The sequence below is a fragment of the Streptomyces sp. NBC_00096 genome (assembly GCF_045041305.1).
In the GTDB taxonomy this organism is placed as follows: domain Bacteria; phylum Actinomycetota; class Actinomycetes; order Streptomycetales; family Streptomycetaceae; genus Streptomyces.
The window spans coordinates 3,065,962-3,091,120 of sequence record NZ_CP108221.1 but is presented as its reverse complement, the minus strand read 5'-3'; the positions used below and the strand labels follow the sequence as shown (position 1 = coordinate 3,091,120).

The window sequence follows — 25,159 nt, the reverse complement described above, 5'->3', positions numbered from 1 at the left end:
GAAGAAGGCCCCGGTCCACCGGACCGGGGCCTTCTGACGTGCGCGTGTACCCCTATACCTACGCCTTTGCCTACGCGGTCACGGGCTCGGCGGCCCTGGCCGGCTCCGCCGACCCGGCCACGACCGTGCTCCGGGCCAGCGACGGGTTGTCCTGCAGCGGAGTCAGCTGCTTGCCGAGACGCAGCGCCAGCCCGGCGATGCCCAGCGAGACCACGACGAAGACACCGATGTAGAGCATCGGCAGCCCCGCGGCCAGCGGCACACCGAGCGGCCCCAGCGCCAGAGCCATCTGCTTGACCAGGGCGAAGGCCGAGTTGTACTGACCCACGGAACCCTCCGGCGCCAGATCGGCCACCAGCGGCGCCAGGGTCGGCGACAGCATGGCCTCGCCGATGCCGAAGAGCGCGTACGTGGTCACGAACGCGGCCGCGGCCATGACCGCGCTGCCGTGTCCCAGACCGGAGAAGGCGGCGATGATCCACGCACCGGTCCAGATCAGGCCGACGAGCGCGATCACCCGGGACCGGCGCCGGTTCTCGACCAGCCGCAGCACGACGAACTGGGCGAGCACGATCGCACCGGTGTTGGCGGCGAGCGCGAAACCGAGGGTGGACGGCGTGATCCCGGCGGCCTCGGTACCGAAGGCGGCCAGACCCGACTCGAACTGTCCGTAGCAGGCGAAGAAGAGGACGAAGCCGAGGACGCAGAACTGGACCATGGCCTTGTGCTCCATCAGCCGCTTCCAGCCGCCACCGCGCTGCGCGGCGTCCTTGGCCAGCGCGTTGCTGATGGCCGGCACCTGCGGCATCCGCACGGTGGCGATGACCCCGGCCAGGACCAGGAACATCACGGCCTCGATGCCGAAGAGCAGGGTGAAGCTGCCGGGACGGCTCTCGTCGACGATGAGCCCGCCGATGAGACCACCGATGCCCAGACCCAGGTTCTGCATGAAGAACTGGAGGGCGAAGGCACGGGTCCGGGTGGAGGGCGTGGAACACCGCACGATCATCGTGGCCAGCGCGGGCTGCATGACGGCCTGACCGGCGCCCAGCGCGAGAGCCGAGAGCAGGATCGCGACCACGCCCGTGGAGAGCCCGAGGGACAGCGCACCGAACGACGCGACGACGGCCGCACCGATGACGACGGGGACCGGACCGCGCCGGTCGATCACCCGCCCGGTGAAGGGCAGCGCGAGAAGCGCACCGAGGGCGAACGCCATGAACGCACCCGTCGCCCACATGGGGTCCAGTTCTCGCACCTTCGCCGCGTAGACGTAGAGGAACGGAACCGTGAAGCCGATACCGAACGCGGTCAACGCGTTCCCGGCCTGGATCCTCCGCATCGCAGCGCCCATCACCTTGGTCACTTCTCACCACCTTGATTGCTGAAGCTTGAAGACTTCATACCTAAAGTTCGATCCTTAACTCTACACATCGAAGGAGTTAGATGCCAACGGGCTCGTGCGATACTTCGAACCATGGGTGATACCCCCGACGGCACTGCGCCCGTCCACGAGCCGAGCCTCGACGAACAGATCGCCGTCTATCAGCGCGAGTTCCAGGACCTGGACCCCCAGGTCGAGAAGGTCGTCTCGGCCCTGAGCCGCCTGAACCGCCGGATGAACGTCGCGTACGGCCGCCAGACCGCGGCCCTGGGCATCAGCAACGCGGAGTGGGAGGTCCTCAAGGCCCTCGTCCTCTCCGGAGCCCCGTACCGGATGGGCCCGAGCGAGCTCGCGAAGCAGCTGGGCCTCACGCCGGCGGCGATGACCCACCGGATCGACCGCATGACGGCGGAAGCGCTGGTCACGCGCGAGCGGGACGAGAACAACCGCGTCCGCGTGATCGTGGAGCTCACCGCGGAGGGCCGCAGCAAGTGGCTGGACGCGATGCGCGCGGCGACGGTCTTCGAGGAGGACCTCCTCCAGGACCTCTCCACGGCGGAGCGCGGGGTGCTGGGCGACATGCTCACCCGCCTCCTGGACCGCGTGGAGGGCCTCCAGTCCCCGCACTGAGGCCGGCCCAAGTCCCGGGTTGACACAGGGCCCGTGGATCCGTAAGGTTCTTCGAGTTGTCCCTGAGCCGAAAGGTTTCGGAGACAACGAATCCCGCCGCCTCGTTGCGGCACCCAACTCAGCACGATCTCCCACCGGGAACGTATTCGGCATGCCCGAATTCATTTCCGAAGGTCGATTATGAATCGCCCGGGAAATCCACTAGAGTTCGGGAGTCGGAAGGGCCCAACAGCCCGGAAGACAAACCCCGCTGACTGGGAATCAGGCCCGAAAGAGTCTGATAGAGTCGGAGACACAAGAACGAAGGAAGCGCCCGGAGGAAAGCCCGCGAGGGTGAGTACAAAGGAAGCGTCCGTTCCTTGAGAACTCAACAGCGTGCCAAAAATCAACGCCAAAAGTTGATACCCCGTCCATTTCGGTGGATGAGGTTCCTTTGAAAAAGACCTGTGAGGTCGCGGCTTCGGCTGTGATGCTTGCGGGCAATTACACAGCGAGGACGCAGTGGACGGTCGGTCTTATTCCGACATGACTGTCCCGCTCTAAGTGCGTGTGCAACCGGGCAGCTTTTAATTAAGCACAGCCGGGTAAACATTCATGGAGAGTTTGATCCTGGCTCAGGACGAACGCTGGCGGCGTGCTTAACACATGCAAGTCGAACGATGAAGCCCTTCGGGGTGGATTAGTGGCGAACGGGTGAGTAACACGTGGGCAATCTGCCCTTCACTCTGGGACAAGCCCTGGAAACGGGGTCTAATACCGGATAACACTCCTGCCTGCATGGGCGGGGGTTAAAAGCTCCGGCGGTGAAGGATGAGCCCGCGGCCTATCAGCTTGTTGGTGGGGTAATGGCCCACCAAGGCGACGACGGGTAGCCGGCCTGAGAGGGCGACCGGCCACACTGGGACTGAGACACGGCCCAGACTCCTACGGGAGGCAGCAGTGGGGAATATTGCACAATGGGCGAAAGCCTGATGCAGCGACGCCGCGTGAGGGATGACGGCCTTCGGGTTGTAAACCTCTTTCAGCAGGGAAGAAGCGAAAGTGACGGTACCTGCAGAAGAAGCGCCGGCTAACTACGTGCCAGCAGCCGCGGTAATACGTAGGGCGCAAGCGTTGTCCGGAATTATTGGGCGTAAAGAGCTCGTAGGCGGCTTGTCACGTCGGATGTGAAAGCCCGAGGCTTAACCTCGGGTCTGCATTCGATACGGGCTAGCTAGAGTGTGGTAGGGGAGATCGGAATTCCTGGTGTAGCGGTGAAATGCGCAGATATCAGGAGGAACACCGGTGGCGAAGGCGGATCTCTGGGCCATTACTGACGCTGAGGAGCGAAAGCGTGGGGAGCGAACAGGATTAGATACCCTGGTAGTCCACGCCGTAAACGTTGGGAACTAGGTGTTGGCGACATTCCACGTCGTCGGTGCCGCAGCTAACGCATTAAGTTCCCCGCCTGGGGAGTACGGCCGCAAGGCTAAAACTCAAAGGAATTGACGGGGGCCCGCACAAGCAGCGGAGCATGTGGCTTAATTCGACGCAACGCGAAGAACCTTACCAAGGCTTGACATATACCGGAAAGCATTAGAGATAGTGCCCCCCTTGTGGTCGGTATACAGGTGGTGCATGGCTGTCGTCAGCTCGTGTCGTGAGATGTTGGGTTAAGTCCCGCAACGAGCGCAACCCTTGTCCTGTGTTGCCAGCATGCCCTTCGGGGTGATGGGGACTCACAGGAGACCGCCGGGGTCAACTCGGAGGAAGGTGGGGACGACGTCAAGTCATCATGCCCCTTATGTCTTGGGCTGCACACGTGCTACAATGGCCGGTACAATGAGCTGCGATACCGTGAGGTGGAGCGAATCTCAAAAAGCCGGTCTCAGTTCGGATTGGGGTCTGCAACTCGACCCCATGAAGTCGGAGTTGCTAGTAATCGCAGATCAGCATTGCTGCGGTGAATACGTTCCCGGGCCTTGTACACACCGCCCGTCACGTCACGAAAGTCGGTAACACCCGAAGCCGGTGGCCCAACCCGTAAGGGAGGGAGCTGTCGAAGGTGGGACTGGCGATTGGGACGAAGTCGTAACAAGGTAGCCGTACCGGAAGGTGCGGCTGGATCACCTCCTTTCTAAGGAGCACAGTACCGATTGCAGACAAATGTTCTGCACGGTCAGCTCATGGGTGGAACGTTGATTAGTTGGCACAGTCGGGTCTGAAAATTCCGTGAGTACTGCTTCGGCGTGGAAAACGGGTTTGAAGATGTGGCTGTGCTTGGCACGTTGTTGGGTATCTGAGGGTACGGCCGTGAGGTCATGCCTTCTGCGATGCCGGCCCCAGTGAACTTCATCTTCGGATGGGGGTGATGGGTGGCTGGTCGTTGCTTGAGAACTACACAGTGGACGCGAGCATCTGTAGGCCAAGTTTTTAAGGGCGCACGGTGGATGCCTTGGCACCAGGAACCGATGAAGGACGTGAGAGGCCGCGATAGGCCCCGGGGAGCTGCCAACTGAGCTTTGATCCGGGGGTGTCCGAATGGGGAAACCCGGCAGTCGTCATGGGCTGTCACCCACTGCTGAACACATAGGCAGTGTGGAGGGAACGCGGGGAAGTGAAACATCTCAGTACCCGCAGGAAGAGAAAACAACCGTGATTCCGGGAGTAGTGGCGAGCGAAACCGGATGAGGCCAAACCGTATGCGTGTGATACCCGGCAGGGGTTGCGCATGCGGGGTTGTGGGAATTCTTTTGATCGGTCTGCCGGCCGGTCGGCGAGTCAGAAACCGTTGATGTAGTCGAAGGACATGCGAAAGGTCCGGCGTAGAGGGTAAGACCCCCGTAGACGAAACATCAGCGGCTTGCTTAAGAATCTCCCAAGTAGCACGGGGCCCGAGAAATCCCGTGTGAATCTGGCGGGACCACCCGCTAAGCCTAAATATTCCCTGGTGACCGATAGCGGATAGTACCGTGAGGGAATGGTGAAAAGTACCGCGGGAGCGGAGTGAAATAGTACCTGAAACCGTGTGCCTACAAGCCGTGGGAGCGTCGCGCATTGAGTTTACTCAATGCGTCGTGACTGCGTGCCTTTTGAAGAATGAGCCTGCGAGTTAGCGGTGTGTAGCGAGGTTAACCCGTGTGGGGAAGCCGTAGCGAAAGCGAGTCCGAATAGGGCGATTGAGTTGCACGCTCTAGACCCGAAGCGGAGTGATCTAGCCATGGGCAGGTTGAAGCGGAGGTAAGACTTCGTGGAGGACCGAACCCACCAGGGTTGAAAACCTGGGGGATGACCTGTGGTTAGGGGTGAAAGGCCAATCAAACTCCGTGATAGCTGGTTCTCCCCGAAATGCATTTAGGTGCAGCGTCACGTGTTTCTTGCCGGAGGTAGAGCACTGGATAGGCGATGGGCCCTACCGGGTTACTGACCTTAGCCAAACTCCGAATGCCGGTAAGTGAGAGCGTGGCAGTGAGACTGTGGGGGATAAGCTCCATGGTCGAGAGGGAAACAGCCCAGAGCATCGACTAAGGCCCCTAAGCGTACGCTAAGTGGGAAAGGATGTGGAGTCGCAGAGACAACCAGGAGGTTGGCTTAGAAGCAGCCACCCTTGAAAGAGTGCGTAATAGCTCACTGGTCAAGTGATTCCGCGCCGACAATGTAGCGGGGCTCAAGCGTACCGCCGAAGTCGTGTCATTGCAGCTATAGGGCCAACGCCCGCTGTGATGGGTAGGGGAGCGTCGTGTGCCGGGTGAAGCAGCAGCGGAAGCTAGTTGTGGACGGTTCACGAGTGAGAATGCAGGCATGAGTAGCGATACACACGTGAGAAACGTGTGCGCCGATTGACTAAGGGTTCCTGGGTCAAGCTGATCTGCCCAGGGTAAGTCGGGACCTAAGGCGAGGCCGACAGGCGTAGTCGATGGACAACCGGTTGATATTCCGGTACCCGCTTTGAAACGCCCAATATCGAATCAGGCGATGCTAAGCCCGTGAAGCCGTTCCGGACCCTTCGGGGAATGGAAAGTGGTGGAGCCGGCGGACCAGACTTGTAGTAGGTAAGCGATGGGGTGACGCAGGAAGGTAGTCCAGCCCGGGCGGTGGTAGTCCCGGGGTAAGGGTGTAGGCCGAGGGGTAGGCAAATCCGTCCCTCATATAAGGCTGAGACCTGATGCCGAGCCGATTGTGGTGAAGTGGATGATCCTATGCTGTCGAGAAAAGCCTCTAGCGAGTTTCATGGCGGCCCGTACCCTAAACCGACTCAGGTGGTCAGGTAGAGAATACCGAGGCGTTCGGGTGAACTATGGTTAAGGAACTCGGCAAAATGCCCCCGTAACTTCGGGAGAAGGGGGGCCATCACTGGTGATCGGATTTACTCCGTGAGCTGGGGGTGGCCGCAGAGACCAGCGAGAAGCGACTGTTTACTAAAAACACAGGTCCGTGCGAAGCCGTAAGGCGATGTATACGGACTGACGCCTGCCCGGTGCTGGAACGTTAAGGGGACCGGTTAGTCACATTTCGGTGTGGCGAAGCTGAGAACTTAAGCGCCAGTAAACGGCGGTGGTAACTATAACCATCCTAAGGTAGCGAAATTCCTTGTCGGGTAAGTTCCGACCTGCACGAATGGCGTAACGACTTCTCGACTGTCTCAACCATAGGCCCGGTGAAATTGCACTACGAGTAAAGATGCTCGTTTCGCGCAGCAGGACGGAAAGACCCCGGGACCTTTACTATAGTTTGATATTGGTGTTCGGTTCGGCTTGTGTAGGATAGGTGGGAGACTTTGAAACCCCAACGCCAGTTGGGGTGGAGTCGTCGTTGAAATACCACTCTGGTCGTGCTGGATGTCTAACCTCGGTCCGTGATCCGGATCAGGGACAGTGTCTGATGGGTAGTTTAACTGGGGCGGTTGCCTCCCAAAAAGTAACGGAGGCGCCCAAAGGTTCCCTCAGCCTGGTTGGCAATCAGGTGTTGAGTGTAAGTGCACAAGGGAGCTTGACTGTGAGACCGACGGGTCGAGCAGGGACGAAAGTCGGGACTAGTGATCCGGCGGTGGCTTGTGGAAGCGCCGTCGCTCAACGGATAAAAGGTACCCCGGGGATAACAGGCTGATCTTCCCCAAGAGTCCATATCGACGGGATGGTTTGGCACCTCGATGTCGGCTCGTCGCATCCTGGGGCTGGAGTCGGTCCCAAGGGTTGGGCTGTTCGCCCATTAAAGCGGTACGCGAGCTGGGTTTAGAACGTCGTGAGACAGTTCGGTCCCTATCCGCTGTGCGCGTAGGAATATTGAGAAGGGCTGTCCCTAGTACGAGAGGACCGGGACGGACGAACCTCTGGTGTGCCAGTTGTCCTGCCAAGGGCATGGCTGGTTGGCTACGTTCGGGAGGGATAACCGCTGAAAGCATCTAAGCGGGAAGCCTGCTTCAAGATGAGTATTCCCACCTCCTTGAGAGGGTAAGGCTCCCAGTAGACGACTGGGTTGATAGGCCAGATGTGGAAGCCCGGTAACGGGTGGAGCTGACTGGTACTAATAGGCCGAGGGCTTGTCCTCAGTTGCTCGCGTCCACTGTGTTAGTTCTGAAGTAACGAACTGTGTCATATCCGGTTGGTTAACTTCATAGTGTTTCGGTGGTCATAGCGTTAGGGAAACGCCCGGTTTACATTCCGAACCCGGAAGCTAAGCCTTTCAGCGCCGATGGTACTGCAGGGGGGACCCTGTGGGAGAGTAGGACGCCGCCGAACAATTATTGTGGGGAAGCCCCGCACCAGCCTTTATGGGTTCGGTGCGGGGCTTTTCTGCGTTTACCGGTCTTTTTTGAGCATTGCCGAGAAGTCGGCGAATGCCGAGCGGACGGCGTGCGGGGCGTCGAGCCAGGGGAAGTGGCCGGCGCCTTCGATGCGGTGGTGGAGGATGCTCGGACCGGCGAAGGCCGGAGTCTCCTGCCACAGGCTCTGGTCGACGATGTGGTCCTCCGTGCCGCTGACGATCAGGGTCGGGAGGGTGCGGGGTGCCCAGCGGGCTTCGTACGTGTCGTCGAAGTGCGCGTCGGCCCAGGCCACCGCGGAGTTGTTGTACGGGAGACCCGCGAGCAGGGCCCGGCCGGCGGCCAGGGAACCCGGGAGGAAGTTCCACGGGGCCGCGGCCAGCGTCAGCGTGCGCAGGGTGTCGTCCGTCGGCTGGTCGGCGTACGCGGTGGCGGCTGCGGTGATCTCCGGATGCGGGTGGGACTCGGCGTAGGCCGCGAAGGCGGAACGCCAGCCGGCGTGCGGGGCGCTGCTGACCAGGGCCAGGCCCACGAGGTGTGGTGCGAGCCCGGGGGCGGAGAGGGCGAACATGCCCCCGGTGGAGTGGCCGACCAGGACGACCTGGTCCAGAGCCTCGGCGGCTTCGACGAGGACGTGGGGCCAGCGTTCGTACGGGTCGCGGTCCTGGCCGGCGGTGCGGTTCGAGCCGTCCCCCGGCAGGTCGACCAGCCAGGCCGTCCCCGGCAGCGGGGCCAGCCGTACGAGGTCTGCGAGTGATTCGGAGCCGAGGCCCGGTCCGCCCGGTACGAGCAGCCAGTTCCAGGGGCCGGGCCGCTGCGAGGCCCGGCGCAGTCTGACGCCCGACGGGGTCCACCACAGGTGGGGATGCTGCGCTGTCATGGGACCCACCGTAGGGCGACGGACGAACGGTCGGCCTTGAGGCTCCGTGCCGTCCTTTATCCGGCCGGATCGGGCCGGGCTGAGTATCCTGGCCGCATTCCCAGGAGGAGACGATGACTGCTCAGCAGCTGGAATCCGGCGGCCCGCTCATCCCCCAGCCGGCCATGACGCGGGAAGCCCTCCGCGATGCGGTGCGCCGGATCGACATGCCGAGCCTGGCGGTGCTCGACCGGGAATGCAACGAAGCGTTCGACCGTGCGGCCGAGACCGGGGCGATCAACCCCCTGCGGTTCTTCCTGATCAAATGGGCCACGCACGTGGCCATCCACCGCTGGCCCGCGCGGGCGGCCGCCCTGCACGACGCAGAACGCGTCGTCGGCGACCCGGCGGCCACAGAACCGCAGTTCCGGGCCGCGATGGAGACGAGCAGCCGCATCCTCGCCGAGGCCCAGCGGGAGATCGGCCTGTGAGCTCGTCGCGTGGCGAGGGAGTCGAGAACGACACCGGCTGGGCGTGGGAGTGCGATCCGAGCCGCGTATGGGTGCTCGGTGACATGGCCGCGGAGCAACAGGCCCTCGTAGCAGCCGTGATGGACGGTCTGGTGGACCTCGCCTCGATGGCCGTGGACCCCAAGGACGGCAGCCTTTACGAGGACCCGCACCCGATGCGGCTGCGTACGTACGAGGACGAGCACCTGATGATCTGGTACCAGACGATCCCGCATCGCAGCCGCGTCTACCTCAAGCGCGTCAACCTCTGAGGGGCGTTCGGCGCTCAACGGGCCGTTCCGGTCGCAGCACTTGATGCCCGCCGCCCCGGGTGAGGAGGGAGACCAGGTCTGCGAGGGAGGCGGCCCCGTGGGGGTCGTCCGGGTACCTGGCCGTCTGGAGCGGGCCTACGCGGGCCAGGTGGGTGTCCTCCCGGAGGAGTACGTAGGCCAGCGTCAGCAGAGCGGCCCGGCCGTTGCCGTCCGGGAACGGGTGGAAGAAGGCGACGTCGAGGTACACGCGTGCGGCGCGAGCCGGGAGGGGGAGCCCGGGGGCAGTGGCCTCGGCCAGGCAGCGGGCGAAGTCCGTGCGGGTGTGCGGGGTGAGGGCGTAGCGCTCGCGGCCGCCCTTCGCGTACGCGTCACCGTCCCGGAAGTGCGTGTCGGCGCCGAGTACCAGGCGCTGCCATCCGGCGAGGAGCCCGAAGGTGAGCGGGGCCCGGTGGATGGCGTCGTCGCGGACCAGGGCAAGGGCGGAGAGGAGGCGATCTGCCCGGGCTTGGCCCCGTGGGCGGGCGCACGCCTCGACCCAGGCCGTCAAGGAGTCCTGGTCCCCCGGGGGGTGCGGAGCCGGGTGAGGGTGCGTGGTGCCGGCGCTGAGTCCGTGCGCGGACCAGGGGACCCGGGCCCTGATCCGCTGCCAGGTGGCGAGGGAGTCGGGGAGGGCAGAGGGATCAGCGGTCACGGTAGGGGGGCTCCCCCGTCAGGCGTACGGCCAGGTCCTCGCCCACCGCTTCGATCACCGTTCGCCTGGGGCTCGTCCAGCTCTCGAACCGCCCGCCTATCGCCTGCTGTACGAGGGCGGCCGCCTGGTCGGGCCCGAGGCCGGTGGAGCTGAGGAACCACCCCAGCACCTGGGCGCAGTGCGTGTACCAGCCGCTCTCCGTCTGCGTCCGGTCGGCGACCATCGTGACGAGGCGTACGGTGGCCCGCTCCAGATGCCAGCTGCGTTCCTCGGGAGTCGCTCCTTCAGGGGGAGCCAGGTACCCGAACCGCTCGGCGAGGTCCTCCAGCCAGCCGCGCCACTCCAGGAGGGCCGCGACCACCTTTCCCGGGACCTCCTGCGACTCCCGCAGGGAGTGGGAACCGCAGCACCAGCTCCAGACGACGCCACCGTCCCAGTCACCTTCACCCATGGACCAGTTCCATCCGTAGGCCCACGGGCCGTACCGGGAGGACAGGTACTCGCCGGCTCCGTCGGCGAACCGGCTCCGCAGCTGCCAGTCCGCATCCGGGGGCGGTACGAGGGGAGAGAGGTGGGCGGTCACAGCGGCCTCCTCGCCGTCGTCCCAGGTGAAGGGGTGGCGGGCCGGGTCGACGTCCGACCACGTCAGTTCGCGTGGGTAGGGGTGGCGGTCGGTCAAACTGGCGCTCCTGGACGGCAAGAGGAGGAGATGGCAGCGCGAGGGTACGGGGGGAGGGGTGCCGGTGTCGCGCCGATTTTGACCGTGCGGGGGGCGTGATGTAGAGTCAAACGGTTGCCTGGAACTGGACAAGTTCGGCAGCCGGCCCCCAAAGAAGCAATTCAGAGTGGGCACCCTCGACTCCTCATCCAGGAATCCGAAGCCGGGAAATCCGGTGGAAAACTTCTGATAGAGTCGGACTCGCCGGAAAGGGAAACGCGAAAGCGAAGAACTGGAAAGCGAAACCCGCTTCGACCGGGAATCGGACACGAAAGAGTCTGATAGAGTCGGAGACACAAGAACGAAGGAAGCGCCCGGAGGAAAGCCCGCGAGGGTGAGTACAAAGGAAGCGTCCGTTCCTTGAGAACTCAACAGCGTGCCAAAAATCAACGCCAAAAGTTGATACCCCGTCCATTTCGGTGGATGAGGTTCCTTTGAAAAAGACCTGTGAGGTCGCGGCTTCGGCTGTGATGCTTGCAGGCAATTACACAGCGAGGACGCAGTGGACGGTCGGTCTTATTCCGACATGACTGTCCCGCTCTAAGTGTGTGTGTACCCGATTACGGGTAAACATTCATGGAGAGTTTGATCCTGGCTCAGGACGAACGCTGGCGGCGTGCTTAACACATGCAAGTCGAACGATGAAGCCCTTCGGGGTGGATTAGTGGCGAACGGGTGAGTAACACGTGGGCAATCTGCCCTTCACTCTGGGACAAGCCCTGGAAACGGGGTCTAATACCGGATAACACTCCTGCCTGCATGGGCGGGGGTTAAAAGCTCCGGCGGTGAAGGATGAGCCCGCGGCCTATCAGCTTGTTGGTGGGGTAATGGCCCACCAAGGCGACGACGGGTAGCCGGCCTGAGAGGGCGACCGGCCACACTGGGACTGAGACACGGCCCAGACTCCTACGGGAGGCAGCAGTGGGGAATATTGCACAATGGGCGAAAGCCTGATGCAGCGACGCCGCGTGAGGGATGACGGCCTTCGGGTTGTAAACCTCTTTCAGCAGGGAAGAAGCGAAAGTGACGGTACCTGCAGAAGAAGCGCCGGCTAACTACGTGCCAGCAGCCGCGGTAATACGTAGGGCGCAAGCGTTATCCGGAATTATTGGGCGTAAAGAGCTCGTAGGCGGCTTGTCACGTCGGATGTGAAAGCCCGAGGCTTAACCTCGGGTCTGCATTCGATACGGGCTAGCTAGAGTGTGGTAGGGGAGATCGGAATTCCTGGTGTAGCGGTGAAATGCGCAGATATCAGGAGGAACACCGGTGGCGAAGGCGGATCTCTGGGCCATTACTGACGCTGAGGAGCGAAAGCGTGGGGAGCGAACAGGATTAGATACCCTGGTAGTCCACGCCGTAAACGTTGGGAACTAGGTGTTGGCGACATTCCACGTCGTCGGTGCCGCAGCTAACGCATTAAGTTCCCCGCCTGGGGAGTACGGCCGCAAGGCTAAAACTCAAAGGAATTGACGGGGGCCCGCACAAGCAGCGGAGCATGTGGCTTAATTCGACGCAACGCGAAGAACCTTACCAAGGCTTGACATATACCGGAAAGCATTAGAGATAGTGCCCCCCTTGTGGTCGGTATACAGGTGGTGCATGGCTGTCGTCAGCTCGTGTCGTGAGATGTTGGGTTAAGTCCCGCAACGAGCGCAACCCTTGTCCTGTGTTGCCAGCATGCCCTTCGGGGTGATGGGGACTCACAGGAGACCGCCGGGGTCAACTCGGAGGAAGGTGGGGACGACGTCAAGTCATCATGCCCCTTATGTCTTGGGCTGCACACGTGCTACAATGGCCGGTACAATGAGCTGCGATACCGTGAGGTGGAGCGAATCTCAAAAAGCCGGTCTCAGTTCGGATTGGGGTCTGCAACTCGACCCCATGAAGTCGGAGTTGCTAGTAATCGCAGATCAGCATTGCTGCGGTGAATACGTTCCCGGGCCTTGTACACACCGCCCGTCACGTCACGAAAGTCGGTAACACCCGAAGCCGGTGGCCCAACCCGTAAGGGAGGGAGCTGTCGAAGGTGGGACTGGCGATTGGGACGAAGTCGTAACAAGGTAGCCGTACCGGAAGGTGCGGCTGGATCACCTCCTTTCTAAGGAGCACAGTACCGATTGCAGACAAATGTTCTGCACGGTCAGCTCATGGGTGGAACGTTGATTAGTTGGCACGGTTTCCTTGATGGATCACGAGTACTGCTTCGGCGTGGAAAGTGACTCACTGATGGGGGATCGTGCTTGGCACGTTGTTGGGTATCTGAGGGTACGGCCGTAAGGTCATGCCTTCTGTGATGCCGGCCCCAGTGAACTTCATCTTCGGATGGGGGTGATGGGTGGCTGGTCGTTGCTTGAGAACTACACAGTGGACGCGAGCATCTGTAGGCCAAGTTTTTAAGGGCGCACGGTGGATGCCTTGGCACCAGGAACCGATGAAGGACGTGAGAGGCCGCGATAGGCCCCGGGGAGCTGCCAACTGAGCTTTGATCCGGGGGTGTCCGAATGGGGAAACCCGGCAGTCGTCATGGGCTGTCACCCACTGCTGAACACATAGGCAGTGTGGAGGGAACGCGGGGAAGTGAAACATCTCAGTACCCGCAGGAAGAGAAAACAACCGTGATTCCGGGAGTAGTGGCGAGCGAAACCGGATGAGGCCAAACCGTATGCGTGTGATACCCGGCAGGGGTTGCGCATGCGGGGTTGTGGGAATTCTTTTGATCGGTCTGCCGGCCGGTCGGCGAGTCAGAAACCGTTGATGTAGTCGAAGGACATGCGAAAGGTCCGGCGTAGAGGGTAAGACCCCCGTAGACGAAACATCAGCGGCTTGCTTAAGAATCTCCCAAGTAGCACGGGGCCCGAGAAATCCCGTGTGAATCTGGCGGGACCACCCGCTAAGCCTAAATATTCCCTGGTGACCGATAGCGGATAGTACCGTGAGGGAATGGTGAAAAGTACCGCGGGAGCGGAGTGAAATAGTACCTGAAACCGTGTGCCTACAAGCCGTGGGAGCGTCGCCGTTATTCTTCGGAATGACGGTCGTGACTGCGTGCCTTTTGAAGAATGAGCCTGCGAGTTAGCGGTGTGTAGCGAGGTTAACCCGTGTGGGGAAGCCGTAGCGAAAGCGAGTCCGAATAGGGCGATTGAGTTGCACGCTCTAGACCCGAAGCGGAGTGATCTAGCCATGGGCAGGTTGAAGCGGAGGTAAGACTTCGTGGAGGACCGAACCCACCAGGGTTGAAAACCTGGGGGATGACCTGTGGTTAGGGGTGAAAGGCCAATCAAACTCCGTGATAGCTGGTTCTCCCCGAAATGCATTTAGGTGCAGCGTCACGTGTTTCTTGCCGGAGGTAGAGCACTGGATAGGCGATGGGCCCTACCGGGTTACTGACCTTAGCCAAACTCCGAATGCCGGTAAGTGAGAGCGTGGCAGTGAGACTGTGGGGGATAAGCTCCATGGTCGAGAGGGAAACAGCCCAGAGCATCGACTAAGGCCCCTAAGCGTACGCTAAGTGGGAAAGGATGTGGAGTCGCAGAGACAACCAGGAGGTTGGCTTAGAAGCAGCCACCCTTGAAAGAGTGCGTAATAGCTCACTGGTCAAGTGATTCCGCGCCGACAATGTAGCGGGGCTCAAGCGTACCGCCGAAGTCGTGTCATTGCAGCTATAGGGCCAACGCCCGCTGTGATGGGTAGGGGAGCGTCGTGTGCCGGGTGAAGCAGCAGCGGAAGCTAGTTGTGGACGGTTCACGAGTGAGAATGCAGGCATGAGTAGCGATACACACGTGAGAAACGTGTGCGCCGATTGACTAAGGGTTCCTGGGTCAAGCTGATCTGCCCAGGGTAAGTCGGGACCTAAGGCGAGGCCGACAGGCGTAGTCGATGGACAACCGGTTGATATTCCGGTACCCGCTTTGAAACGCCCAATATCGAATCAGGCGATGCTAAGCCCGTGAAGCCGTTCCGGACCCTTCGGGGAATGGAAAGTGGTGGAGCCGGCGGACCAGACTTGTAGTAGGTAAGCGATGGGGTGACGCAGGAAGGTAGTCCAGCCCGGGCGGTGGTAGTCCCGGGGTAAGGGTGTAGGCCGAGGGGTAGGCAAATCCGTCCCTCATATAAGGCTGAGACCTGATGCCGAGCCGATTGTGGTGAAGTGGATGATCCTATGCTGTCGAGAAAAGCCTCTAGCGAGTTTCATGGCGGCCCGTACCCTAAACCGACTCAGGTGGTCAGGTAGAGAATACCGAGGCGTTCGGGTGAACTATGGTTAAGGAACTCGGCAAAATGCCCCCGTAACTTCGGGAGAAGGGGGGCCATCACTGGTGATCGGATTTACTCCGTGAGCTGGGGGTGGCCGCAGAGACCAGCGAGAAGCGACTGTTTACTAAAAACACAGGTCCGTGCGAAGCCGTAAGGCGATGTATACGGACTGACGCCTGCCCGGTGCTGGAACGTTAAGGGGACCGGTTAGTCACATTTCGGTGTGGCGAAGCTGAGAACTTAAGCGCCAGTAAACGGCGGTGGTAACTATAACCATCCTAAGGTAGCGAAATTCCTTGTCGGGTAAGTTCCGACCTGCACGAATGGCGTAACGACTTCTCGACTGTCTCAACCATAGGCCCGGTGAAATTGCACTACGAGTAAAGATGCTCGTTTCGCGCAGCAGGACGGAAAGACCCCGGGACCTTTACTATAGTTTGATATTGGTGTTCGGTTCGGCTTGTGTAGGATAGGTGGGAGACTTTGAAACCCCAACGCCAGTTGGGGTGGAGTCGTCGTTGAAATACCACTCTGGTCGTGCTGGATGTCTAACCTCGGTCCGTGATCCGGATCAGGGACAGTGTCTGATGGGTAGTTTAACTGGGGCGGTTGCCTCCCAAAAAGTAACGGAGGCGCCCAAAGGTTCCCTCAGCCTGGTTGGCAATCAGGTGTTGAGTGTAAGTGCACAAGGGAGCTTGACTGTGAGACCGACGGGTCGAGCAGGGACGAAAGTCGGGACTAGTGATCCGGCGGTGGCTTGTGGAAGCGCCGTCGCTCAACGGATAAAAGGTACCCCGGGGATAACAGGCTGATCTTCCCCAAGAGTCCATATCGACGGGATGGTTTGGCACCTCGATGTCGGCTCGTCGCATCCTGGGGCTGGAGTCGGTCCCAAGGGTTGGGCTGTTCGCCCATTAAAGCGGTACGCGAGCTGGGTTTAGAACGTCGTGAGACAGTTCGGTCCCTATCCGCTGTGCGCGTAGGAATATTGAGAAGGGCTGTCCCTAGTACGAGAGGACCGGGACGGACGAACCTCTGGTGTGCCAGTTGTCCTGCCAAGGGCATGGCTGGTTGGCTACGTTCGGGAGGGATAACCGCTGAAAGCATCTAAGCGGGAAGCCTGCTTCAAGATGAGTATTCCCACCTCCTTGAGAGGGTAAGGCTCCCAGTAGACGACTGGGTTGATAGGCCAGATGTGGAAGCCCGGTAACGGGTGGAGCTGACTGGTACTAATAGGCCGAGGGCTTGTCCTCAGTTGCTCGCGTCCACTGTGTTAGTTCTGAAGTAACGAACTGTGTCATATCCGGTTGGTTAACTTCATAGTGTTTCGGTGGTCATAGCGTTAGGGAAACGCCCGGTTTACATTCCGAACCCGGAAGCTAAGCCTTTCAGCGCCGATGGTACTGCAGGGGGGACCCTGTGGGAGAGTAGGACGCCGCCGAACAATTATTGTGGGGAAGCCCCGCACCAGCCCTTATGGGTTCGGTGCGGGGCTTTTCTGCGTTTACCGGCAAGATATTTCGGATGAGTTCGGGGCGGCCGGCTGGTTAGGATCCCGAGGTATGAACCAGCACGTGATCAGGCCGGTACGGGCCGACGATTGGGCGAAAGTGAAGGAGCTGCGGATCGCAGCCCTGCGGGATCCGGCGGCGTCGGTGGCCTTCCTGGAGACGCTCGAGCAAGGTGAGGGCAGGACCGACGAGTTCTGGCAGGAGCGGGCCGCCGGGGCCTCGACGGGGCGTCGCGTCCGGCAGTTCGTGGCCGAAGCGCCCGACGGGAAATGGGACGGGTCGGTGAGCGTGCTCGTCGAGGACTGCGGGACGACCGATATTTTCGACGGGGCCATCGAGCAGACGCAGGGGCACCTCGTGGGTGTGTTCGTGCGGCCCGGGCAGCGGGGGACCGGGCTGACCGAAGCCCTCTTCACGGCCGCACTCGAGTGGGCCTGGTCCCTGGAGGAGCCGGCGCTGGAACGCGTACGGCTCTTCGTGCACGAGGACAACGCGAGGGCCGGGGCGTTCTACCGGCGCTTCGGGTTCGAGGCGAGCGGGAAGGTCGTGCCGATGCCGACCGATCCGTCCGCGAAGGAGTTGGAGTACGTGTTCCCGCGCCCCGGCCTAGGTGTGTTGTCCGGGGAGGTTGGTGACGCGGCTGGCGGGTGTTTGGCCTTGGATGCCGGTGTGGGGTCGGTGGTAGTTGTACCAGTCGATCCAGTCGGTGAACGCGGTCTGGCGTTCGGTGTCTGAGGTGTAGGGCTGCTGGTAGGCCCATTCCTCGAGCAGGGTGCGGTGGAAGCGTTCGACTTTGCCGTTGGTCTGCGGCCGCCAGGGCCTGGTCCAGCGGGGGCTGATGCCCAGATCGCGGCAGGTTTGGCGCCAGGTGTTCCTGCTGTAGGCCCAGGCGTTGTCGGTCAGGACCCGTTCGACGGTGATGCCTCGTTCCGCGAACCAGGCGGTCGCCCGTCGCAGGAAGGCGGCGCATGTGGGGGCCGTCTCGTCGGGGAGGTCTTCGGTGTAGGCGAGGCGGCTGTGGTCGTCGAGGGCGGTGTGGAGGTAGGCCCAGCCGGTGCCGGTCTTGTTGCGGCGGCCTTCGGCTCTGCCGAGGGTTCTGTGGCCGCCGCCGTCGGGGATCCGGCCGAGCTTCTTGACGTCGATGTGGATCAGCTCGCCGGGCCGGGCTCGTTCGTAGCGGCGGATGGGTTCGCCGGTGGCCCGGTCCAGAGCCGTGAGTGGTGGCAGGCCGTGGCGGGTGAGGATGCGGTGGGCGGTCGAGGGCGCGATCCCGCAGCGGGCGGCCAGCCGCAGGGGGCCGATCCGGTGTTCGCGCCGCAGTCGCAGGACCTGTTCCTCCACCTCGGCGGCGGTCCGGGCGGGCTGGTGGTGGGGCCGGCTGGAGCGGTCGCTCATTGCGGCGACGCCGAACTGCCGGTAGCGGGTGGCCCAGCGGGCCGCGGTGGTGTGGCTGACCTGGAAACGCTCCGCCGCCCGCCGCACAGGCCAGCCGTCGTCCACGACACAGCGGGCCAGACGAAGTCGTCCGGTCTCGGTCAGCGGGGCATTACGGTGAACCACGAGGGCCTCCTCGGATCGGTGCAGATGTCGCAATCCACACCGAACCCGGAGGCCCTCACCCATTCCAAGAACCCAGCACGCGTGTCACCAACGTGTCGGGACAGCACACCTAGGTCGTCTCTTTCGGATCACGCCGCGGGCTCGGCCGACAAGATCCGAAAGAGACGGCCCTAGCCGGCGGCCACGGGCAGGTCCGCCTCCGGCCAGCGGGAGCGGGCCTGTTCGCGGCTGCGGCACAGGGCGAGCAGGGGGAGCGTGCGGTCCTGGAGGAGCTGCGGGAGCTGGGGGACGGGGGCTACCGCGGCGACGTCGTCGAAGACGAGGGCCAGTGGTGGGTCGAGCCGACCGTCGGATGACCGTTCGGCCATGCGGCGGCCGTGCTCGACCACGCTGGAGGCGAGTGCGGTCAGCAGCGGCATCGCACCCGGGTGGGTACGGGGGTCTTCCAGGGGTTCGCCCACCACGTAGAGGGTGCCCCCTTCGGAGACGAACGATGCGAGGGCGAGGGAGTCGGTTCGGTTCGGGGTGCAGGACTCCCGGATGTGGATCGAGGAGAGGGCGTTCAGGGCGCGGGCCGTGAGGTGCTGGGCGAGTTCGCGGCGCTCGGGGTGGGCGGTGAGGGCGCTTTCGAGTTCGCCGGCCGCACCGGGGGCGGCTGTTGCCGCCTGGGGGTGGGTGCGGAGGATGCGGACCGGTTCCTGGGCGTTCGTGCCCTGGGCCCAGCGGTGGAGCTGCTTGAAGGGGAGGTTGCCCAGGGCCGCGGCCTGGAGCCAGCTTCGAAGGAGCGTTTCCGCGGTGTCGGCGAGGGCGGCGTCCATCCGGGCCTGGGGGCGGACCGGGGCGAGCAGGGCGATGGCGCGGGCGGCGGCGGTGGCGCGGTCCGCGCAGCCTTCCGTGGGGCTCCAGTGGATGCGGGCCGGGGTGTCGCAGAGGTGGGAGGGGTCGTAGAGGAGGACGGGGCCCAGTTTGGCGCGGGCGTCCTTCGTTTCCGACCAGAGGGTGGGGGAGGACGTGATGACGAGTACCGGGCCGGGGGCTGCCGCGATGGCTTCTGTGGCCGCGGTGTGGCGGGCCTGGGGTGGGGCGTATGCGATGCGGTGTGGCGGGGTCGGTGTGGGTGCCGGTTCCCGTGCCGGGCTTGGGCTTGGGGCGTAGCCGAAGCCGTAGCGGTACGCCTCGTCCGTGGAGGGTGCGGCGCCGTTGCCGGGGGATCCGCCCCCGGGCCCCCGCGCCTCAAACGCCCGCGGGGCTGGATTTGGCTGCGCCGCAGGGGTGGGTACGTGGGGTGCGGGGATCGTGGGTGCGTGCGGCGCCGTTGCCGGGGGCCAGCCCCCGGACCCCCGCGCCTCAAACGCCGGCGGGGCTGAGTTTGGCTGCGTCGGCGGACCTGAGGGTGGTTGCGCCAGGGGGCCCGAGGGTGGCTGCGCCGGCGGGGCTGAGTTCGGCTGTGTCGGTGGCTTGGTTCTGCGGTGGGATCTGGTGCGGGTGATGATGCCCAGGACGAAGATCGTCAGGACCAGGAGGATCAGGAGCTGGCTGATGAACAGACCCCAGAAGAGGCCCCAGTTCGAGAGGGCCTCGGGGGGTGTGTCGGGCCAGGCCGCCGGGATGTCGTGGGGATGAGCTATCAGCGAGCGGACCGCGGTCGGGGTGCGGGTGAAGGTGACCGTGTCCGGCCAGGAGCCCTTCGTGAAGAGGGCGGCGAGGCCGGTGGCCGTCCAGATCAGGACGGCCAGGCCGAGGAGGAAGGCCAGGAGGCCGACCAGCAGGCCGTCCGGGATGCCGCCCTGGGGGCGGCGGTCCGTGGGGTCGGGCATGTCAGGCCACCGTTGTTGCCGAGCCACCGCCGTTGCGGTGGCGTTCCATCAGGAGGGCACGTTCCTCTGTCTCCAGCTCGGCGGCGAGGAGGTCGTCGGGGAGGCGGTGCTGGGCGGAGGACTCGGTCATGGCGCGGTCGGTGAAGACCAGGGGGCGTTCGGCTTCGGTGATCAGGTGTTTGACGACCTGGACATTGCCGTTGACGTCCCAGACGGCGATGCCCGGGGTGAGGGTCGGGATGATTTCGACCGCCCAGCGGGGCAGGCCCAGGACCCGGCCCGTGGCCCGGGCCTCGTCCGCCTTCTGGGCGTAGATCGTGCGGGTCGAGGCCATTTTGAGGATCGCGGCCGCTTCGCGGGCGGCCGCGCCGTCGACCACGTCCGAGAGGTGGTGGACCACCGCCACGAAGGACAGGCCGAGGCGGCGGCCGAACTTGAGGAGGCGCTGGAACAGCTGGGCCACGAAGGGGCTGTTGATGATGTGCCAGGCCTCTTCGACCAGGAAGATGCGCTTCTTGCGGTCCGGGCGGATCCAGGTGTGTTCCAGCCAGACGCCGACGATCGCCATCAGGATCGGCATCGCGATGGAGTTGCGGTCGATGTGGGAGAGGTCGAAGACGATCAGCGGGGCGTCGAGGTCGATGCCGACGGTGGTCGGGCCGTCGAACATGCCGCGCAGGTCACCGTCGACGAGGCGGTCGATGACGAGCGCGACGTCGAGGCCCCAGGCCCGGACGTCGTCTATGGCCACGTTCATGGAGAGGGCCGATTCGGCTTCCGGGTGGCGCAGTTGTTCCACGATGTCCATCAGGACCGGCTGGCGGTGCGTGATGGTTTCCACGACGTAGGCGTGCGCGACCTTCAGGGCGAAGCCCGAGCGTTCGTCCAGGCCGTGGCCCATGGCCACTTCGATGATGGTCCGGAGCAGCGCGAGCTGACCCGTCGCGGTGATCGCCGGGTCCAGGGGGTTGAGGCGGATCCCGTCGTCGTTGGCGGCGATGGGGTCCAGGCGGATGGGGGTTATTCCCAGCTGCTGGGCGATGAGGTTCCACTCGCCGACGCCGTCCTCGCCCTGGGCGTCCAGTACGACGACCTGGCGGTCCCGGAAGCGGAGTTGGCGCAGGACGTAGGTCTTCTCGAGCGCTGATTTGCCGTTGCCCGACTCGCCCAGGACCAGCCAGTGGGGGGCCGGGAGCTGCTGGCCGTACAGCTGGAAGGGGTCGTAGATGTAGCCCTTGCCGCTGTAGACCTCACGGCCGATGATGACGCCGGAGTCGCCCAGTCCGGGGGCGGCGGTGGGGAGGTAGACGGCCTGGGCCTGGCCCGTGGACGTGCGGACGGGCAGGCGGGTGGTTTCCACCTTGCCGAACAGGAAGCTGGTGAAGGTGTCCGTCAGGGCGGACATGGGATCTCGCATGGGCGGCCATTCCCTCCAGCTAGCGTCGGATGCCGGTGGCGAACGGCAGGGTGTTGACGAAGGCGCGGTGGTGCTCGCGGTCACACCATTCGAGCTTCAGGTACGACTTGCCCGCCGAGGCGCGGATGGTGCGCTTGTCGCGGGCGAGGGCTTCGGGTGAACGCGAGGACACCGTGATGTACCCGACCAGGTTGACTCCTGCCGCACCGCTCGCGAGATCTTCACCCCGCTGGTCGAGCCGGCCGTGCGCGGCGATGTCCCGGGGGTCGACGGTGCGGTTCATCTTGGCGGCGCGGCTGGCGTCGGCCTCGTCGTTGGTCTTCTCGGTGAGCATGCGCTCGATGGCGATCTCGGTCGGTTCGAGGTCCATGGTGACGGCGACCGTGCGGATCACGTCGGGGGTGTGGACGAGGAGCGGGGCGAGGAAGTTCACGCCGACCGGGGTCATCGGCCATTCCTTGACCCAGGCCGTGGCGTGGCACCAGGGGGCGCGGGTGGAGGATTCGCGGGTCTTGGCCTGGAGGTAGGTGGGCTCGACGGCGTCGAGTTCGGCCGGCCAGGCGTTGCGCTTGGTCATCGCCTGGATGTGGTCGATGGGGTGGTCCGGGTCGTACATGGAGTGCACGAGCGAGGAGAGGCGGCCCTGGCCGAGCGGCTGGCGGACGCGGATGTCGGCCTCGGCGAGGCGGGCGCAGATGTCGGTGAGCTCGCGGGCCATGACGATGGCCAGACCGGCGTCGCGGTCGAGCTTGCGGCCCCTGTGGGGGGTGGCCGCGCGGGCGATGGTGTGGGCCTCGGCGGCGAGTTCGCGGGTGAAGTGGATGCAGGCGACGAGGTACGCGCGGTGCTGCTCGGAGGAGGTGGACACCATCGACTGGAGCTGGTCGTACGAATCGCGGAGCCAGACGGGGGCGTGGGTGTTGCCGCGGGCGGCCACGTCCTTGTCGTGGGCCTCCGGGTCGGCCGGCAGGGTGCGTACGAGCATCTGGAGGCGGGTGACGAAGCCGTCGCCGTTGGCCACGTGCTTGAGGAGGGTGCCGAAGCGGTCCACGAGGGCCTCTTGGTCCTCGCTGTCGCGCAGGCCGACGCCGGGTCCCTCGATCTCGATGGCGGCGGTGACGGTTCTGCGGTCCGCGTGGAGGAGGACGGCGATCTCGTCGGGGCCGAAGGGTGCGGCGAGCCAGTTGATGCGGCCGATGCCCGGGGGCGGGCCGACCTCGACCTCGCGGCCGTCGGCGGCGCGGATGCCGGCTTCCATGGTGCCGGAGCGGAACGTCGTGCCGCGGCGCAGGGTGCGCTTGTAGCTGCGGTTGATCTCGAACCAGCGGTAGAAGGTACGGCCGCGGTAGGGGACGTAGACGGCGGCGAGGGCGAGCATCGGGAAGCCGGCGAGGGTGACGATGCGCAGGGTGAGGTCGGGGACGAGCAGTCCGCTCATCATGCCGAGGAAGGCCCCGGCGATGATCAGGGCGATCTCGCCGGTCTCGCGGTTCTTGCCGACGATCGCGTTCGGCCGGGCCCGGCCGATGAGATACGTGCGGCGGGGCGCGACCGGGTGGATCTGGTGGGACTGGGTCGTCACCGCCCGTCACCTCCTGTTTTCCTCGTGCTGGAGCCCGTACGGGGCGGGGGTGCGGCGGCGGGGCCGGCCCCGCCGCTTCCGCCGCCGGAGCCGCGGCTGCTGTGTGCGGCCATGCCTCCGGAGATCTGGTTGGCGTCGCCGCCCGCTCGGTGGGCGCCGCCGCCTCCGCTGCCGCCTCCGCCGCGGCTGCTGTGGGTCTTGATGCCCTGGGAGACGAGGGAGGCCGGGGAGCTGATGACGGCGGCTGCCTGGGCGCCGTCGGTGGCCTTGCTGCGGTTGGTGCGGGCGGAGGCGATCTCGTCGCCGAAGCCGGGGACGAAGCGGTAGATCATCGCGGAGGCGAAGATCGCCAGGAGGATGATGGCGAGGCCGGAGACGACGGCGGAGAAGGCGTTGGGGCCCTTCTCGCCGGCCAGGGCTCCGGCGAGGCCGAGGACGATGACGATGACCGGCTTCACGAGGATGACGGCAATCATGATGCCCGCCCAGCGGCGGACGTGGCCCCAGAGGTTGCGGTCGACGAGGCCGGCGTAGACGACGGTGCCGAGCAGGGCGCCGACGTAGAGGAGCGCGGCGCGGATCACGAGCTCGAGGCAGAGGACGCCGGCGGCGAGGACGGTGACGAGGGCGACGACGATCAGCATGATCGGGCCGCCGCCGATGTCGTCGCCCTTTTTGAGGGCCTCGGCGAAGGAGCCGAAGAAGACGTCGGTCTGGCCGCCGGTGGCGGAGGCGATGACCTCGGTGACGCCGTCGGTGGCGGAGACGACGGTGTAGAGGATGAGGGGGGTGAAGGCGGAGGCGAGGACGGTGAGCCAGAGGAAGCCGATGGCTTCGGACATGGCGGTGGTGAAGGGGACGCCGCGGATGGCTCGTTTGGCGACGGCGAAGAGCCAGAGGACGAGCGTGAGGATGGTGGAGGCGGCGAAGACGATGGCGTACTGCTTGAGGAAGGCGCCGTTGGTGAAGTCGACGTTGGCGGTGCCGTTGACCGCTTTGCTGAGTTCGCCGACGATCCAGGCGGCGGCGTCGGCGCAGCCCTTCGCCAGGGAGGAGAGGGGGTTGAGGGCGTCTGCGGGGTCTGCGGGGGTGAGGCCCGTGCGGGGGGCTCCGCCGGTGGAGCCGGTGCCGCGTTCGCAGTAGTCCTTGGCCGGGCCGCGGATCAGGTCGCAGGGGTTGTTGCTCGCCTGAGGCGTGGGCGATGGTGTGGGCGTCGGTGCGGCTACGGCACGTGTGGCCAGGAGGACGGCAGAGGTCTGCACGGCCGTTGCGATGGCCATGAAGGACAAGCCGCGACGGTTAGCGCGCATAGGTGAGCCCCCCGAACTGAGACACGGCTGCGGCCATCTCTTCGGCCGAGGCGGCCGCTTGATCACGGCCCACGGGGGCCGGGCCGTCCTTCTGCGTGAAGTTGGAGACTTGCCAGTCCCCATTGCTCCAGCGGAGATCGAAAGTGTTCGTGTACCAGCTCTCGGCGACGGGGTTCTTGGACCCTTCGCCGGCGAGGCCGAACAGCGTCGAATACCAGACGGACACGCTCGCGGTGTCGCCGCTGAATCGCTCCGTCTTCGTGCCCACCGGGTTGGTCCGGGAGATGAAAGTCAGACCCTTGGGGGCCTTGCCAGTGGCATCGAGACCGATGCGGGCAAGGAACTCCTGATTCGAATAGACCCGGTCCACGTCACCCTGGCGCGCGGCGGCGACATCCGGCAGGTATACGGCCTGCACGATGGCACGCCTCCGGATCGGATCGAACATGCCGTCGGAACCCAGTGCCACCGCGTAGTTCGCCGCCGCCGACTGGGCGCCCTGTTCGGTCTGGGCGAAGCCCTTGGGGATGCCTGCCGATTTGCCGTCCACCGGGGGGACCCCCGTGGCTGCCGTGGGGTTGGTGGCCGGGGGTTTGTCGGCGGTGGGCGGCGGGGTCTGGGGGGTGTGGGACTGGTTTGCGAAGGCGATGGCTGCGATGAGGAGGACCACTACGCCGACGACCGTGATGAGGCCTCTGGAGGCTCGGGGGGTGCGGCGGGAGGGGCCGTAGGGGTCCGAGGACTCCGGGAAGCGGGTACGGGTCTGGCCGGTGCCGCCGACCTCGCCGTGGCCCGCGCCGCCGCCACCGTATTGGTCGTCGGTGCTCATTCGGTGTTCGCCCCCTCCGCGTCGTACGACGGTAGCGCTGGTATCCGCGCAGGCGCGGCGTGGTGAGTCCTCATCA

General features: G+C 64.2%; 13 protein-coding genes, 6 rRNA genes and 1 pseudogene. 10 read left to right on the top strand and 10 right to left on the bottom strand.

Going from position 1 to position 25,159, the window contains the following annotated elements:
* Window positions 1–70 precede the first annotated feature (70 nt).
* A complete protein-coding gene (locus tag OG904_RS13430) occupies window positions 71–1,354 on the bottom strand; it encodes an MFS transporter (protein ID WP_405497983.1) in 1,284 nt (427 codons plus the stop codon).
* Between the two features lie 123 nt (window positions 1,355–1,477).
* Here OG904_RS13430 and OG904_RS13425 point away from each other — a divergent pair, with 123 nt between their 5' ends.
* The 4 genes from OG904_RS13425 to rrf (OG904_RS13410) all read left to right on the top strand — a co-directional run bounded on the left by OG904_RS13425 (window position 1,478) and on the right by rrf (OG904_RS13410) (window position 7,731).
* The gene (locus tag OG904_RS13425; RefSeq protein ID WP_405490619.1) at window positions 1,478–2,014 is read left to right on the top strand and encodes a MarR family winged helix-turn-helix transcriptional regulator; all 537 of its coding nucleotides are present in this window, start codon (window positions 1,478–1,480) and stop codon (window positions 2,012–2,014) included.
* Between the two features lie 591 nt (window positions 2,015–2,605).
* Window positions 2,606–4,130 (top strand): 16S ribosomal RNA (locus OG904_RS13420).
* A 286-nt stretch (window positions 4,131–4,416) separates the two neighbouring features.
* A 23S ribosomal RNA gene (locus OG904_RS13415) occupies window positions 4,417–7,540 on the top strand.
* A 73-nt stretch (window positions 7,541–7,613) separates the two neighbouring features.
* Window positions 7,614–7,731 (top strand): 5S ribosomal RNA (gene rrf, locus OG904_RS13410).
* Together the 16S, 23S and 5S rRNA genes form the textbook arrangement of a ribosomal RNA operon.
* Before the next feature lie 60 nt (window positions 7,732–7,791).
* Here rrf (OG904_RS13410) and OG904_RS13405 read toward each other — a convergent pair.
* Window positions 7,792–8,634 (bottom strand): alpha/beta fold hydrolase, encoded by an 843-nt coding sequence (locus OG904_RS13405; protein WP_405490617.1) that lies wholly within the window; start codon window positions 8,632–8,634, stop codon window positions 7,792–7,794.
* 113 nt (window positions 8,635–8,747) lie between these two features.
* Here OG904_RS13405 and OG904_RS13400 point away from each other — a divergent pair, with 113 nt between their 5' ends.
* On the top strand, window positions 8,748–9,104 hold the full coding sequence (locus OG904_RS13400) for a hypothetical protein (protein ID WP_405490615.1): 357 nt from the start codon (window positions 8,748–8,750) through the stop codon (window positions 9,102–9,104).
* A complete protein-coding gene (locus tag OG904_RS13395) occupies window positions 9,101–9,394 on the top strand; it encodes a hypothetical protein (protein ID WP_405490613.1) in 294 nt (97 codons plus the stop codon). The genes OG904_RS13400 and OG904_RS13395 overlap by 4 nt, the downstream gene beginning before the upstream one ends.
* Here OG904_RS13395 and OG904_RS13390 read toward each other — a convergent pair.
* Window positions 9,384–10,085: a Fic family protein gene (locus tag OG904_RS13390; RefSeq protein WP_405490611.1), complete on the bottom strand. Its 702-nt coding sequence runs from the start codon at window positions 10,083–10,085 to the stop codon at window positions 9,384–9,386. The two genes, OG904_RS13395 and OG904_RS13390, sit on opposite strands and share 11 nt — an antisense overlap.
* Complete coding sequence (locus OG904_RS13385; RefSeq protein WP_405490609.1) at window positions 10,075–10,764, bottom strand: hypothetical protein; 690 nt, start codon at window positions 10,762–10,764, stop codon at window positions 10,075–10,077. Before OG904_RS13385 ends, OG904_RS13390 begins: the two co-directional genes overlap by 11 nt.
* Window positions 10,765–11,376: 612 nt before the next feature.
* Between OG904_RS13385 and OG904_RS13380 the strand changes: the two genes are divergently transcribed.
* The 4 genes and pseudogenes from OG904_RS13380 to OG904_RS13365 form a co-directional block, all read left to right on the top strand.
* Window positions 11,377–12,901, top strand: a 16S ribosomal RNA gene (locus OG904_RS13380).
* A 285-nt stretch (window positions 12,902–13,186) separates the two neighbouring features.
* Window positions 13,187–16,310: ribosomal RNA gene (locus OG904_RS13375) — 23S ribosomal RNA — on the top strand.
* A gap of 73 nt (window positions 16,311–16,383) precedes the next feature.
* Window positions 16,384–16,501 (top strand): 5S ribosomal RNA (rrf, locus tag OG904_RS13370).
* Between the two features lie 118 nt (window positions 16,502–16,619).
* Window positions 16,620–17,099: pseudogene (locus tag OG904_RS13365) on the top strand (GNAT family N-acetyltransferase); the annotation flags it as partial.
* A gap of 75 nt (window positions 17,100–17,174) precedes the next feature.
* Here the strand turns inward: OG904_RS13365 and OG904_RS13360 are convergent.
* From OG904_RS13360 to OG904_RS13335, 6 genes are all read right to left on the bottom strand, one after another.
* A complete protein-coding gene (locus OG904_RS13360; protein ID WP_405487595.1) occupies window positions 17,175–18,128 on the bottom strand; it encodes an IS481 family transposase in 954 nt (317 codons plus the stop codon).
* Window positions 18,129–18,298: 170 nt separating this feature from the next.
* The gene (locus OG904_RS13355) at window positions 18,299–19,945 is read right to left on the bottom strand and encodes a type VI secretion protein (RefSeq protein WP_405490607.1); all 1,647 of its coding nucleotides are present in this window, start codon (window positions 19,943–19,945) and stop codon (window positions 18,299–18,301) included.
* 1 nt (window position 19,946) lies between these two features.
* Entirely contained in the window at window positions 19,947–21,362 is a 1,416-nt protein-coding gene (locus OG904_RS13350) for an ATP-binding protein (protein ID WP_405490605.1), read from the bottom strand.
* A 19-nt stretch (window positions 21,363–21,381) separates the two neighbouring features.
* Entirely contained in the window at window positions 21,382–22,944 is a 1,563-nt protein-coding gene (locus OG904_RS13345; protein WP_405490603.1) for an SCO6880 family protein, read from the bottom strand.
* A complete protein-coding gene (locus OG904_RS13340; RefSeq protein WP_405490601.1) occupies window positions 22,941–24,224 on the bottom strand; it encodes a hypothetical protein in 1,284 nt (427 codons plus the stop codon). Before OG904_RS13340 ends, OG904_RS13345 begins: the two co-directional genes overlap by 4 nt.
* Window positions 24,225–24,243: 19 nt before the next feature.
* A complete protein-coding gene (locus tag OG904_RS13335) occupies window positions 24,244–25,083 on the bottom strand; it encodes a hypothetical protein (protein ID WP_405490599.1) in 840 nt (279 codons plus the stop codon).
* Window positions 25,084–25,159 lie beyond the last annotated feature (76 nt).